The organism is Variovorax sp. GW531-E2, from assembly GCF_059423125.1.
The window spans coordinates 98769-112263 of sequence record NZ_JBWKXQ010000012.1; the positions used below are offsets into that span (position 1 = coordinate 98769).

Below are 13495 nucleotides of genomic sequence, written 5' to 3' on the forward strand. Positions count from 1 at the left end.
CGTCGCTTCCTGCTTATTTCCAGATGTTGAACGGCGTCTGCATCCAGCCACCGACCACGACCAGCCACACCAGGGTGACGGGAATGAAGATCTTCCAGCCCAGACGCATGATCTGGTCGTAGCGGAAGCGCGGGAACGTCGAGCGCACCCACAGGAACATGGTGACCACGCAGAAGGTCTTCAGGCCCAGCCAGATCCAGCCCGGAATGAAGCTCAGGAACTCGAAAGGCGGCAGCCATCCACCGAGGAACAGCACCACGGTCAGGATCGAGACGAGCCACATGTTGGCGTACTCGGCCAGGAAGAACATCGCGAAGCTCATGCCCGAGTACTCGATCATGTGGCCGGCCACGATTTCCGATTCGCCTTCCACCACGTCGAACGGGTGGCGGTTGGTTTCGGCGAGACCCGAGATGAAGTACACGACGAAGATCGGCAGCAGCGGCAGCCAGTTCCACGAGAGGAAGCCCAGCCCCAAGTCATGGAACATGCCCTTGCCCTGCACCGTCACGATGTCGGACATGTTCAGGCTGCCGGTGACCATCAGCACCACGACGAAGCAGAAGCCCATCGCGATTTCGTAGCTCACCATCTGTGCCGAGGCGCGCAGCGCGCCCAGGAAGGCGTACTTCGAGTTCGAGGCCCAGCCCGCGATGATCACGCCGTACACCTCGAGCGAGGTGATGGCCATCACGAACAGCAGGCCGGCGTTGATGTTGGCCAGCGCCACGTCGGGGCCGAAGGGGATCACGGCCCATGCGGCCAGCGCCGGCATGATGGTCATGATGGGGCCGAGCAGGAACAGGCCCTTGTTGGCGACCGTCGGAAGGATGATTTCCTTGGTCATCAGCTTGAGCGCGTCGGCGATCGGCTGCAGCAGGCCCAGCGGCCCGATGCGGTTCGGGCCCACGCGGATCTGCGTGAAGCCGATGGCCTTGCGTTCCCACAGCGTGAGGTACGCCACGGCCAGCATCAGCGGGATCACGACGACGATGATCTTGATCAGCGTCCAGACCACGGGCCAGACGACGGACGTCCACCAGCCTGCGGCGACCAGCCCCTGGCCGAAGCCATGAATTGCGTCGATCATGCCAGGGCCTCCTCGGCACGAGCGGGTGCGGCCTGTGCGCTGTGGCGCGCGTCGGCGGTCAGCTGCAGCGACGGTGCGCGGCGCACGATCGAGTCGAGCTGGTAGATGCTCGCGACCACGGGCGCAGCCACGGCGCCGCTGGCCGCGACGGCCTTGGCGGAGGTGGCGTTGCTCAGCGCATTCGCCGGCACGGTGCCCTTGTCACCGACGGTGGCCAGCACCTCGGCGGTCGATTCGAAGGCGAAGCCCGGCAGGCCGAGCAGGTTCGCCAGCACGCGCAGCACCTTCCAGGCCGGACGCGTTTCGCCTTGCGGCTTCACGACGGCATGGAAACCCTGCAGGCGGCCTTCGGCATTGACGAAGGTGCCGGGCGTTTCGGTGAACGGGGCGATGGGCAGCAGCACGTCGCTGAATTCGAGGTTGGCCTTGAAGGGGCTCAGCGTGACCACCATCTGCGCATTGCCGATGACATCGGCGGCGGCAGCACCGGCGGCCGAGTCGAACACTGGCTCGGTGTTCAGCAGCAGCACGGCCTTGAGGCCGGAGCCGGCTGCGAGCATGCGGCCGGCATCGAGGCCGCCGTTCTGCGGGAAGGCGCCCACGAGCTGTGCGCCCACGGTATTGCCCGCTTCGGTCAGGTAGCCGACGGTGGCGCCGGTCTGTGCGCCGATCCAGTTCGCGAGGGCCAGCAGGCTGCTGGCTTGTGCGTGGTGCGCGGCGGCATTGCCGAGCAGGATGGCCTTGCGCTCGCCGCTCAGCAGCGAGGCTGCGATGGCTTGCGCGGCAGCGTCGGGCGCGTTCTTCGGTGCCAGCGGTGCGGCGGCGCCGTTGGTCTGGGCGATGGCAGCGGCCACGGCGGCCAGCGCCTCGACCCACTGGTCGGCTTCGACGATGGCCGCTTGCGCCACGTCGATGGCCCAGGCACTGCGGTCGGCCATGAGGCTGGACGAAGTGATCACCGACAGCGCGGCGCCCTTGCGCACGGCCTGGCGGATGCGCTGTGCGAACAGCGGGTGTTCCTTGCGCAGGTTCGAACCAACGACCAGCGCGCGCTGCACTTGCGTGAGCGAGGCGATCGAGGTGCCGAGCCAGCGCACGCCTTCGAAGGCCGTGAATTCGGCGTTGCGCAGGCGGTAGTCGATGTTGTCGCTGCCGAGTTCACGCGTGAGCATGGCGGCGAGTTGCAGCTCTTCGAGCGTGCTGTGCGGGCTGACAAGCGTGCCGATGCTTTGCGCACCGTGGTCGGTCTTGATCTGCTTGAGGCCGTTGGCAACGTACTCGAGCGCCGTCTGCCAGTCGACCTGCTGCCATTGGCCGCCCTGCTTCAGCATGGGCTGCGTCAGGCGTTCCGTGCCGTTGAGCGCTTCGTACGAGAAGCGGTCGCGGTCGGCGATCCAGCATTCGTTGACGTCTTCGTTCTCGAGTGGCACCACGCGCATCACGCGGTTGTTCTTGACCTGGACGATCAGGTTGGCACCGGTGGAGTCGTGCGGGCTCACCGACTTGCGGCGCGACAGTTCCCAGGTGCGGGCACTGTAGCGGAACGGCTTGCTCGTGAGCGCGCCGACCGGGCAGATGTCGATCATGTTGCCCGACAGCTCGGAGTCGACCGAGTCGCCGAGGAAGGTTTCGATTTCGGAGTGCTCGCCGCGGTGCGACATGCCCAGCTCCATCACGCCGGCCACTTCCTGGCCGAAACGGACGCAGCGCGTGCAATGGATGCAGCGGCTCATTTCTTCCATGCTGATCAGCGGGCCGACGTCCTTGTGGAACACGACGCGCTTTTCTTCTTCGTAACGCGAAGAAGAACCGCCGTAGCCGACGGCCAGGTCCTGCAGCTGGCATTCGCCGCCCTGGTCGCAGATGGGGCAATCCAGCGGGTGGTTGATCAGCAGGAACTCCATGACGGACTGCTGGGCCTTGATGGCCTTGTCGCTCTTGGTGCGAACGATCATGCCCTGCGTGACGGGCGTGGCGCAGGCCGGCATCGGCTTGGGCGCCTTTTCCACGTCGACCAGGCACATGCGGCAGTTGGCCGCGATGCTGAGTTTCTTGTGATAGCAGAAGTGCGGGATGTAGGTGCCCGCCTTTTCGGCCGCATGCATCACCATGCTGCCTTCGGTCACTTCGACCTTCTTGCCGTCGAGTTCGATTTCGATCATGTCTGTGTTTCTTCTCGCACTCAGGCCTTGACGGGCGCCGTCGGGACGTGACCCGGGATCAGGGCCTCGAACTCATGGCGGAAGTGCTTGATCATGGCGCGCACGGGCATCGCTGCCGCATCGCCGAGCGCACAGATGGTGCGGCCCATGATGTCGCCGGCCACGGAGTCCAGCAGCTGCATGTCGCTGGGCTTGCCCTGGCCGTTGTGGATGCGGTCCACCACGCGGTAGAGCCAGCCCGTGCCTTCGCGGCAGGGGGTGCACTGGCCGCAGGACTCATGCATGTAGAAGTACGAGAGGCGCTTGAGCGACTCGACCATCGACCGCGTGTCGTCCATGACGATCACGGCGCCCGAGCCCAGCATGGAGCCGGCCTTGGCGATCGAGTCGTAGTCCATGGTGCAGGCCATCATGATGTCGGCCGGCAGCACCGGCGACGACGAGCCGCCGGGGATCACGGCCTTGAGCGTGCGACCCTTGCGCACGCCGCCGGCCAGTTCGAGCAGCTTGGAGAACGGCGTGCCCATCGGCACTTCGTAGTTGCCGGGCAGCTCGACGTCGCCGCTCACCGAGTAGATCTTGGTGCCGCCGTTGTTCGGCTTGCCGCACTCGAGGTAGGCCTGGCCGCCGTTGCGGATGATCCAGGGCACCGCCGCGAAGGTCTCGGTGTTGTTGATGGTGGTCGGCTTGCCGTACAGGCCGAAGCTCGCCGGGAACGGCGGCTTGAAGCGCGGCTGGCCCTTCTTGCCTTCGAGCGATTCGAGCAGCGCGGTTTCTTCGCCGCAGATGTAGGCACCGAAGCCGTGGGCCGCGTGCAACTGGAAGTTGTACGTGCTGCCCATGATCTTGTCGCCGAGGTAGCCGGCGGCGCGCGCCTCTTCGAGGGCGGCCTCGAAGCGGTCGTAGCTCTGGAAGATCTCGCCGTGGATGTAGTTGTAGCCCACGCTGATGCCCATCGCATACGCGGCGATGGCCATGCCTTCGATCACGATGTGCGGGTTGAACTGCAGGATGTCGCGGTCCTTGCACGTGCCGGGCTCGCCTTCGTCCGAATTGCAGACGAGGTACTTCTGGCCCGGGAACTGGCGGGGCATGAAGCTCCACTTCAGGCCGGTCGGGAAACCGGCGCCGCCGCGGCCGCGCAGGCCCGAGGCCTTCACTTCGGCGATCACCTGGTCGGGCGTGAGGCCCTCGGTGAGGATCTTGCGCAGCGCCTGGTAACCGCCGCGCGCTTCGTAGTCGGCCAGATGCCAGTTGGTGCCGTCCAGGCCTGCATAGATCTGAGCGCCGATGTGGCGGTCATGGAAGCAGGTCTGGACACCGGTGGCCTGGAATTGCGAGAGAACCTGTTCGGGCGTCATCACGAAGCCTCCCCTGGCTTGGCACTGCGCAAACCGTCGATGAGCTGGTCGAGCTTGTCGTTGCTCATGAAGCTGCACATGGTGCGGTCGTTGACCAGCATCACGGGCGAATCAGCGCAGGCGCCCAGGCATTCGCTCTGTTGCAGCGTGAACAGGCCGTCGGCCGTGGTCTCGCCCATCTTGATGCCCAGCTTCTTCTCGAGGTGCACGAGCGCGGTGACGCCGTCGCGCAGCTGGCACGGCAGGTTGGTGCACACGTTGAGCTTGAACTTGCCCACCGGATGCTGGTTGTACATGTTGTAGAAGGTCGTCACTTCGTGCACAGCGATGGGCGCCATGCCGAGGTAGGCGGCGATCTCGCGCTCGCGCTGCACGCTCACGAAGCCTTCGTCCTGCTGGACGATGGCCAGGCAGGCCATCACGGCCGACTGCTTGCCTGCTTCGGGGTACTTCGCGACCTCGCGCGCAAAGCGCTCGAGGATGGCAGCCTTCAACGGCGCCGAGGGCGTCGCGTCATGGTGATGGGTTGAGGAAGTCGTCATTCGCTCTTTCTCACCTGTCGATTTCGCCGAACACGATGTCCATCGTGCCGATCACCGCGACAGCGTCGGCGATCATGTGGCCGCGCGACATTTCGTCGAGGGCAGCGAGGTGCGGGAAGCCCGGTGCGCGGATCTTCAGGCGGTACGGCTTGTTGGCGCCGTCGCTCACGAGGTAGATGCCGAACTCGCCCTTGGGGTGCTCGACGGCGGCATACGCTTCGCCTTCGGGCACATGGAAGCCTTCGGTGAAGAGCTTGAAATGGTGGATCAGCTCCTCCATGTTCGCCTTCATCGATTCGCGCGCGGGCGCGGCGACCTTGTGGTTGCTGGTGATGACCGGACCCGGATTCACGCGCAGCCATGCCGAGCACTGCTGGATGATCTTGTTGGCCTGGCGCATTTCTTCCACGCGAACCAGGTAGCGGTCGTAGCAGTCGCCGGTCTTGCCCACGGGCACGTCGAACTGCATCTGGTCGTAGACGTCGTAGGGCTGCTTCTTGCGCAGGTCCCATTCGACGCCCGAGCCACGCAGCATCGGGCCGGTGAAGCCCAGGTTCAGCGCGCGCTCCGGCGTGACCACGCCGATGCCCACGGTGCGTTGCTTCCAGATGCGGTTGTCGGTGAGCAGCGTCTCGTACTCGTCGACCATCTTCGGGAAGCGCTTGCAGAAGTCGTCGATGAAGTCGAGCAGCGAGCCCTGGCGGTTCTCGTTGAGCTTCTCGATGGCCTTCGCATTCTTGATCTTGCTGACCTTGTACTGCGGCATCGAATCCGGCAGGTCACGGTAGACACCGCCCGGACGGAAGTACGCCGCGTGCATGCGCGCACCGGACACGGCTTCGTACATGTCGAACAGGTCTTCACGCTCGCGGAAGCAGTAGATGAGCATGTTCATCGCGCCGCAGTCCAGACCGTGCGCGCCGAGCCACAGCAGGTGGTTCAGCAGGCGGGTGATCTCGGCGAACATCACGCGGATGTACTGCGCGCGGATCGGCACGTCCAGGCCCATCATCCGCTCGATGGCGAGGCAGTAGGCGTGCTCGTTGGACATCATCGACACGTAGTCGAGGCGGTCCATGTAGGGCAGCGACTGGATGAAGGTGCGTGACTCGGCGAGCTTCTCGGTCGCACGGTGCAGCAGGCCGATGTGGGGGTCGGCACGCTGGATCACTTCGCCGTCCAGCTCGAGCACCAGGCGCAGCACGCCGTGTGCTGCGGGGTGCTGGGGACCGAAGTTGAGTGTGTAGTTCTTGATTTCGGCCATATCTGTCAGTGCAAACCGCCGCCGTAGTTGTCTTCGCGGATCACGCGCGGCGTGATTTCGCGCGGCTCGATCGAGACCGGCTGGTAGACCACGCGCTTCTGCTCTTCGTCGTAGCGCATTTCGACGTGACCCGACACCGGGAAGTCCTTGCGGAACGGGTGGCCGATGAAGCCGTAGTCGGTCAGGATGCGGCGCAGGTCGTCGTGGCCGTCGAAAACGATGCCGTACAGGTCGAAGGCCTCGCGCTCGAACCACGTGGCAGCGCTCCAGACGGGCTGGAGCGAGTCGATCACGGGCAGGTCTTCGCTGGTCGCGAACACCTTCAGGCGCACGCGCTGGTTGAGGCTCACGGAGAGCAGGTGCGAGACGACGCCGTAGCGTTCGCCCTGCCACTCGCCTTCGCGGTAGTCGGAATAGTCCATGCCGCACAGGTCGATCAGCTGTTCGAAACGGCAACCGGGCGCATCGCGCAGCAGCAGCGCCGCATCGATGTAGTCGGCGGCGCTGACCACGACGGTCACCTCTTCAAGCGCAACCGTCACGCTCTTGGCCCTGGCGCCGAGTGCCTCGGCGATGGTGGCGCGCAGCACCTCCGGCGAAATTGCAAAGTCAGTCATCGTCGGCAATCTCTCAGGCGCGGGCAATGGTGTTGGTGCGGCGAATCTTCTGCTGCAGCTGGATCACGCCGTACAGCAGTGCTTCAGCGGTGGGCGGACAACCCGGCACATAGACGTCGACCGGCACGATGCGGTCGCAGCCACGCACCACGGAATAGCTGTAGTGGTAGTAACCGCCGCCGTTCGCGCAAGAGCCCATCGAGAGCACCCAGCGCGGCTCGGGCATCTGGTCATAGACCTTGCGCAGCGCCGGCGCCATCTTGTTGCACAGCGTGCCGGCCACGATCATCAGATCGGACTGGCGCGGACTGGGGCGGAACAGCATGCCGAAACGGTCGATGTCGTAGCGGGCAGCGCCCGCGTGCATCATTTCGACCGCGCAGCATGCGAGGCCGAACGTCATCGGCCAGAGAGATCCGGTCTTCGCCCAGTTCACGACCGAGTCGTAGGTCGTGGTGACGAAGCCTTCTTTGAGAACGCCTTCAATGGCCATCGTGTAGCTTCCTTGTCATTCCCAGTCGAGCGCGCCTTTTTTCCACTCGTAGACGAAGCCCACGACGAGGATGGCGAGAAAGATCATCATGGCCCAGAAGCCAACAGCGCCGATTTCCTTGAGCGCAATGGCCCACGGAAAGAGAAAGGCAATCTCGAGATCGAAGAGAATGAAGAGAATCGCGACGAGGTAATAGCGCACGTCGAATTTCATGCGCGCATCCTCGAAGGCCTCGAAGCCGCACTCGTAGGGCGCGTTCTTCGCAGCGTCGGGCCGATTGGGCCCGAGGATGTATCCGATGACTTGCGGGGCGACGCCTACGCCGACCCCGACCAAAATGAACAAAAGGACGGGAAGGTAGGAATCGAGGTTCATCGAGAAATTTTCACCGCTTGCCACCGACAGAAGAGCCTCTAAAAAGAGATCTTCTGCCGGTGAGATTTGGTGCGGTCGGCGAGACTCGAACTCGCACAGCTTTCGCCACTACCCCCTCAAGATAGCGTGTCTACCAATTTCACCACGACCGCGGTTTTTAACTGTCCAGATGGCATGAGGTGCCGTTGAGGCATTTGGCTTTCTGAACAGATTTAGAGTTTACCCTGAAATGAAGCCGTTTCTCACGAACGGCTGCATGAAAACAACCTGATTACTTGGCCGGAATCTGGCCAGGGCCCGAAACAGGTGCAGCAGGCGCCGAAGCGGCCTTGGCAGGTGCTGCTGCAGCGGGGATTTCGCCCGCAGCGCCAGTCGCGGGAGCAGCCGGTACAGCAGGTGCGCCCACGGCGGCGCGCTCCAGCAGGCTGCCGCCGCCCGCAGGACGTGCGTGGCTGAAGTAGGCCAGCAGCAGCGTGCAGGCGAAGAACACCGCAGCCAGCACAGCCGTGGTGCGCGAGAGGAAGTTGGCACTGCCGCTGGCACCGAACAGGCTGCCTGCACTGCCGCTGCCGAAGGCCGCGCCCATGTCGGCACCCTTGCCGTGCTGGATCAGGATCAGGCCGATCATTGCCAGCGCCGCCAGCATTTGCACGCCGACCAGAAGATTGAGGACCACGTTCATTCGTTCTTACTCCTAAGTGATGGCTGCCGTTGCCGCGATCAGCGTGCAGCGGCAGAAATGATCTGCAGAAAGTCGGGCGCCTTGAGCGAGGCGCCGCCGATGAGGCCGCCGTCGATGTCGGCCTGCGCCAGCAGTTCGGCGGCATTCGCCGCGTTCATGCTGCCGCCGTACAGAATCTTGATGCCCGCGGCATGTTCGCTCGCGGCATGGTGCAGTTGTGCACGCAGCACGGCATGCACCGCCTGCGCCTGCTCCGGCGAAGCCGTCTTGCCCGTGCCGATGGCCCAGACCGGTTCGTAGGCCACGACGATCTCGCTGATACAGTGGCCATTCACATGGATCACCGCGGCCAGCTGGCGCTTGACGATCTCTTCGGTCTGCCCTGCTTCGCGCTCTGCCAGCGTCTCGCCGACACAGACGATCGGCGTGATGCCGTTCGCCAGCGCCGCCGCCGTCTTGGCCGCCACGGCATCGTCGGTTTCGCCGTGGTACTGGCGACGCTCCGAATGGCCCACGATGGCATAGCGCACACCGAAATCCTTCAGCATCGCCGCCGACTGCTCGCCGGTGAACGCACCTTGCGGGTGCGCCGAAATGTCCTGCGCACCAAGGGCCAGCGACGGCGTACCCGCCAGCAGCGATTGCAGCTGGGCGAAGTACGGCGCAGGCGCGCACAGTGCAACACCGCAGGCCGCGGGGCTAGCGGCCAGCCCTTGCTGCAGGGCCTTCACCAGCACCTCGTTGGCGGCCAGGCCGCCATTCATCTTCCAGTTGCCGGCAATCAGTTTCTTGAAGGTTGTCATCGCGTTGTTCGTCTCACCAAGTCAGCACGATCTTGCCGATGTGCTGGTTCGATTCCATCAGCGTGTGAGCCTGGGCCGCGCCGCTGGGCTCACCTGCTGCCGCATAGGTGCTGTGGATCACGGGCTTGACCGCGCCGCTTTCGAGCAGCGGCCAGACCTTCTCGCGCAGTGCCTTGGCGATGGCGCCCTTGAACGCCACCGGCCGCGGACGCAGCGTCGAGCCAGTGATCGTGAGCCGCCGACGCAGCACGAGGCCCGCGTTGATCTCGCTCTTCACACCGCCCTGCACCGCAATGATCACCAGCCGGCCGTCTTCGGCCAGGCACTCGACCTCGCGCGCCACGTAGTCGCCAGCCACCATGTCGAGCACCACGTCCACGCCCTTGCCGCCCGTGAGCTGCTTCGCCACTTCGACGAAATCGCTCGTGCGGTAGTTGATCGCGTGGTCGGCGCCGAGTTTCAGGCAGGCTTCGCACTTGTCGTCGCTGCCAGCCGTGACGATCACGGTCGCGCCGAGCGCCTTGGCGATCTGGATCGCCGTGACGCCGATGCCGCTGGAGCCACCCTGGATCAGCAGGGTCTCGCCCTTCTGCAGGCGGCCGCGCTCGAACACGTTGCTCCAGACGGTGAAGAAGGTCTCGGGCAGCGAAGCCGCCTCGACATCGCTCCAGCCCTTGGGCACCGGCAGGCATTGCGCCACGGGCGCCACGCACAGCTCGGCATAGCCGCCACCAGCCACCAGCGCGCACACGCGGTCGCCGACCTGGAAGCCCGCATCGGCCAGCGCCTTGGCGTCGCCCGACACGATCTCGCCGGCCACTTCGAGGCCCGGCAGGTCGGAGGCACCGGGCGGCACGGGGTAGTGCCCCATCCGCTGCAGCACGTCCGGGCGATTCACGCCGCTGGCCGCCACGCGGATCAGCAGCTCACCCTCGCCCGCCACCGGGTCGGGACGCGCAGCGACGCGCAGCACCTCGGGGGCGCCGTACGAAGTGATCTCAATGGCTTTCATGGGGGTCTCCGAGGCTCGGATGCCCGCACGGGGCGGGCATCACCACTGTCCACGCGAGAGGCGACGGCACAGGCCGTCGCGCCTCACTGCTTACTCCTGCGGTTCGCGCGGCGCTTGCTGCTGCGACTCGCCGGCGGGCTGCTGTTGCTGCTCGCCGCGGGGCTGTTGCTGCTGGTCGTTGAAGCGCGGTGCGCGCTCGCCACGATCGCCGCCGCGGTCACCGCGGTCCGAACGTTCGCGGCGGTCGCCGCCACGGTCGCCGCGATCACCACGGTCTTCGCGCGGCGGGCGCTCGCTGTATTCCATGCCGGCCGGACGCTCGGTCAGAGCCTTCATGGACAGCTTGACGCGGCCCTTTTCATCGGTCTCGAGAACCTTGACCTTCACGATCTGGCCTTCGCTCAGGTAGTCGGTCACCTTCTCGACGCGCTCGTGCGCGATCTGGCTGATGTGCAGCAGGCCGTCCTTGCCGGGCAGCAGGTTGACCAGCGCGCCGAAGTCCAGGATCTTGGTGATCGGGCCTTCGTAGACCTTGCCGATTTCGACTTCAGCGGTGATCTGCTCGATGCGCTTCTTGGCGAATTCGGCTTTTTCCGGATCGGTCGAGGCGATGGTGATGGTGCCGTCTTCGTCGATGTTGATCGTCGTGCCGGTTTCTTCCTGCAGGCCACGGATTACGGCGCCGCCCTTGCCGATCACGTCGCGGATCTTCTCGGGGTTGATCTTCAGCGTGGTCAGGCGCGGTGCGAACTGCGACACATCGGCCTTGGCCTCGCCCATCGCTTCTTGCATCTTGCCCAGGATGTGCATGCGCGCTTCCTTGGCCTGTGCCAGTGCGACCTGCATGATTTCCTTGGTGATGCCCTGGATCTTGATGTCCATCTGCAGCGCGGTGATGCCGTTGGTCGTGCCAGCCACCTTGAAGTCCATGTCGCCCAGGTGATCTTCGTCGCCCAGGATGTCGGTCAGCACCGCGAAGCGGTTGTCTTCCTTGATCAGGCCCATGGCGATACCGGCCACGTGCGCCTTCATGGGCACGCCGGCGTCCATCATCGAGAGGCAGCCGCCGCAGACCGAAGCCATCGACGAGGAGCCGTTCGACTCGGTGATTTCCGACACCACGCGGATGGTGTACGGGAACTCTTCCTTGGTCGGCAGCACGGCGACGAGCGCGCGCTTGGCCAGACGGCCGTGGCCCACTTCGCGGCGCTTGGTGGAGCCCATGCGGCCCACTTCACCGGTGGCGAAGGGAGGCATGTTGTAGTGGAACAGGAAGCGGTCTTCGTACTCGCCGGCCAGCGCGTCGATGCGCTGTGCGTCGCGCTCGGTGCCGAGCGTGGTGACGACCAGGCCCTGCGTCTCGCCGCGCGTGAACAGCGCCGAGCCGTGGGTGCGGGGCAGCACGGAGTTGCGGATTTCGATGGGGCGCACGGTGCGCGTGTCGCGGCCGTCGATGCGCGGCTCGCCTTGCAGGATCTGGCCGCGCACGATGCGCGATTCGATCGCGAACAGCAGGTCGCTGACCTTGCCGGCGTCGAACTCGGCGCCTTCGGCCTTCAGTGCCGTGAAGACGCTGGCATTGGCTTCGCGCAGGGCTTGCGTGCGGGCTTGCTTGCTGCGAATTTGATAGACGGCGCGCAGCTTTTCTTCGGCCAGGCCGTTGATCTTGGCGATGAAGTCTTCATCCTTGGCTTCAGGCACCCAGGTGCCTTCCTTGAGCCATTCCGGCTTGCCGGCGTCACGCACGAGGTCGTGGATCGCGTTGATCGCGATGTTGGCCTGCTCGTGACCAAACACCACGCCACCCAGCATGATTTCTTCGCTGAGTTGCTGGGCTTCGGATTCGACCATCAGCACGGCGGCTTGCGTGCCGGCGACGACGAGGTCCATCTGCGAATCCTTGCGGGCCGTGGGACCCGGATTCAGCACGTACTGGCCGTTGATGTAGCCCACGCGGGCGGCACCGATCGGGCCGCTGAACGGGATGCCGGAGATCGACAGGGCGGCGCTCACGCCGATCATGGCGGCGATGTCGGCGTCGACTTCAGGGTTCAGCGACACGGTGTGGATCACCACGTGCACTTCGTTCAGGAAACCTTCGGGGAACAGCGGGCGGATCGGACGGTCGATCAGGCGGCTGGTCAGCGTTTCGTGCTCGCTGGGCTTGGCTTCGCGCTTGAAGAAGCTGCCAGGGATCTTGCCGGCGGCGTAGGTCTTCTCGATGTAGTCGACGGTCAGCGGGAAGAAGTCTTGACCCGGCTTGGCGGTCTTGGAGGCGACCACGGTCGCCAGGATCACGGTGCCGTCGATGTCGACCAGCACGGCGCCGGTCGCCTGACGGGCGATTTCACCCGTTTCCATGACGACGGTCTTGTCGCCCCATTGGAAGGACTTGGTGATTTTGTTGAAGAGGCTCATTGTTGCTCCTATTTTGATAGCGAATCACACAGGATTCGCAAGGGGCGGAGGCTGCTCAGAACACGATGCCATTCCAGCGAAGCTCGGGGCGAACTTCATTGGAATGACACAGCTTCGCTCTGTTGGGCACTCCGAAAGTGGATCGCGAAGTAAAAAACGCCTGAGCTAGCGGACTAACCCAGGCGTTTTTTCATGCGATTCGAATTACTTGCGCAGACCCAGCTTGGCGATCAGCGCGGTGTAACGCTCGGCGTCCTTGGACTTGAGGTAGTCGAGCAGCTTGCGACGGCGGCTGACCATGCGCAGCAGGCCGCGACGACCGTGGTGGTCCTTGGCGTGCGTCTTGAAGTGAGGGGTCAGCTCGTTGATACGGGCGGTCAGCAGTGCGACTTGCACTTCGGGGCTGCCGGTGTCGTTGGCTGCACGGGCGTTGTCCTTGACAACTTCGGCCTTGATGGAGGCTGCGATCATGTTGAATTTCCTTGTTCCGGGATGTTTGACTTGCGGTGAGCACTGGAACTGCCCTCACCGTGCGCCTTGCGGCATGCAAAGCTTTGGGAGTATACATCGGCCGGCTTGACCGCTCCTTCCCGCCGTCTTCCGTCAAGTGAAACCAGCCCCACGGCCCCCAGCACGCAGGCCGCGCCGGCGACCTGGGCCCACCCCACCGCCTCCC

General features: G+C 64.6%; 13 protein-coding genes, 1 tRNA gene and 1 pseudogene. All 15 read right to left on the reverse strand.

What is annotated here, in order from left to right; genetic code table 11:
* Nucleotides 1–13: 13 nt before the first annotated feature.
* Nucleotides 14–1090 carry an NADH-quinone oxidoreductase subunit NuoH gene (nuoH, locus tag AC07XP_RS10415; protein WP_062475397.1) on the reverse strand — a complete coding sequence of 359 codons (1077 nt, stop codon included), beginning with the start codon at nt 1088–1090 and terminating at the stop codon, nt 14–16.
* Nucleotides 1087–3252 carry an NADH-quinone oxidoreductase subunit NuoG gene (nuoG, locus tag AC07XP_RS10420; protein WP_495264601.1) on the reverse strand — a complete coding sequence of 722 codons (2166 nt, stop codon included), beginning with the start codon at nt 3250–3252 and terminating at the stop codon, nt 1087–1089. Before nuoG ends, nuoH begins: the two co-directional genes overlap by 4 nt.
* A gap of 20 nt (nt 3253–3272) precedes the next feature.
* Complete coding sequence (gene nuoF / locus AC07XP_RS10425; RefSeq protein WP_070063112.1) at nt 3273–4613, reverse strand: NADH-quinone oxidoreductase subunit NuoF; 1341 nt, start codon at nt 4611–4613, stop codon at nt 3273–3275.
* Nucleotides 4613–5155 carry an NADH-quinone oxidoreductase subunit NuoE family protein gene (locus tag AC07XP_RS10430; RefSeq protein ID WP_495264602.1) on the reverse strand — a complete coding sequence of 181 codons (543 nt, stop codon included), beginning with the start codon at nt 5153–5155 and terminating at the stop codon, nt 4613–4615. Before AC07XP_RS10430 ends, nuoF begins: the two co-directional genes overlap by 1 nt.
* Nucleotides 5156–5165: 10 nt before the next feature.
* Entirely contained in the window at nt 5166–6419 is a 1254-nt protein-coding gene (locus AC07XP_RS10435; protein WP_062475408.1) for an NADH-quinone oxidoreductase subunit D, read from the reverse strand.
* 5 nt (nt 6420–6424) lie between these two features.
* Nucleotides 6425–7036, reverse strand: coding sequence for an NADH-quinone oxidoreductase subunit C (locus tag AC07XP_RS10440; protein WP_495264603.1), 612 nt, complete (start codon nt 7034–7036; stop codon nt 6425–6427).
* A gap of 13 nt (nt 7037–7049) precedes the next feature.
* Nucleotides 7050–7529, reverse strand: a complete 480-nt coding sequence (locus tag AC07XP_RS10445; protein ID WP_007837763.1) for a NuoB/complex I 20 kDa subunit family protein — start codon at nt 7527–7529, stop codon at nt 7050–7052.
* Nucleotides 7530–7544: 15 nt separating this feature from the next.
* Nucleotides 7545–7904 carry an NADH-quinone oxidoreductase subunit A gene (locus AC07XP_RS10450; protein WP_055805154.1) on the reverse strand — a complete coding sequence of 120 codons (360 nt, stop codon included), beginning with the start codon at nt 7902–7904 and terminating at the stop codon, nt 7545–7547.
* Nucleotides 7905–7971: 67 nt separating this feature from the next.
* Nucleotides 7972–8056: transfer RNA gene (locus AC07XP_RS10455), tRNA-Leu, on the reverse strand.
* Between the two features lie 119 nt (nt 8057–8175).
* Nucleotides 8176–8586 (reverse strand): preprotein translocase subunit SecG, encoded by a 411-nt coding sequence (gene secG, locus AC07XP_RS10460; RefSeq protein ID WP_495260230.1) that lies wholly within the window; start codon nt 8584–8586, stop codon nt 8176–8178.
* Nucleotides 8587–8624: 38 nt separating this feature from the next.
* Nucleotides 8625–9389 carry a triose-phosphate isomerase gene (gene tpiA, locus AC07XP_RS10465; protein ID WP_495264604.1) on the reverse strand — a complete coding sequence of 255 codons (765 nt, stop codon included), beginning with the start codon at nt 9387–9389 and terminating at the stop codon, nt 8625–8627.
* Between the two features lie 13 nt (nt 9390–9402).
* Nucleotides 9403–10401, reverse strand: a complete 999-nt coding sequence (locus AC07XP_RS10470) for an NAD(P)H-quinone oxidoreductase (protein ID WP_159276094.1) — start codon at nt 10399–10401, stop codon at nt 9403–9405.
* Between the two features lie 90 nt (nt 10402–10491).
* Nucleotides 10492–12819 carry a polyribonucleotide nucleotidyltransferase gene (pnp, locus tag AC07XP_RS10475; RefSeq protein WP_495264605.1) on the reverse strand — a complete coding sequence of 776 codons (2328 nt, stop codon included), beginning with the start codon at nt 12817–12819 and terminating at the stop codon, nt 10492–10494.
* 204 nt (nt 12820–13023) lie between these two features.
* Entirely contained in the window at nt 13024–13290 is a 267-nt protein-coding gene (gene rpsO / locus AC07XP_RS10480; protein WP_056579564.1) for a 30S ribosomal protein S15, read from the reverse strand.
* Nucleotides 13287–13495 (reverse strand): annotated as a pseudogene (locus tag AC07XP_RS10485) (hypothetical protein); the annotation flags it as partial. The gene rpsO and the pseudogene AC07XP_RS10485, both read right to left, overlap by 4 nt.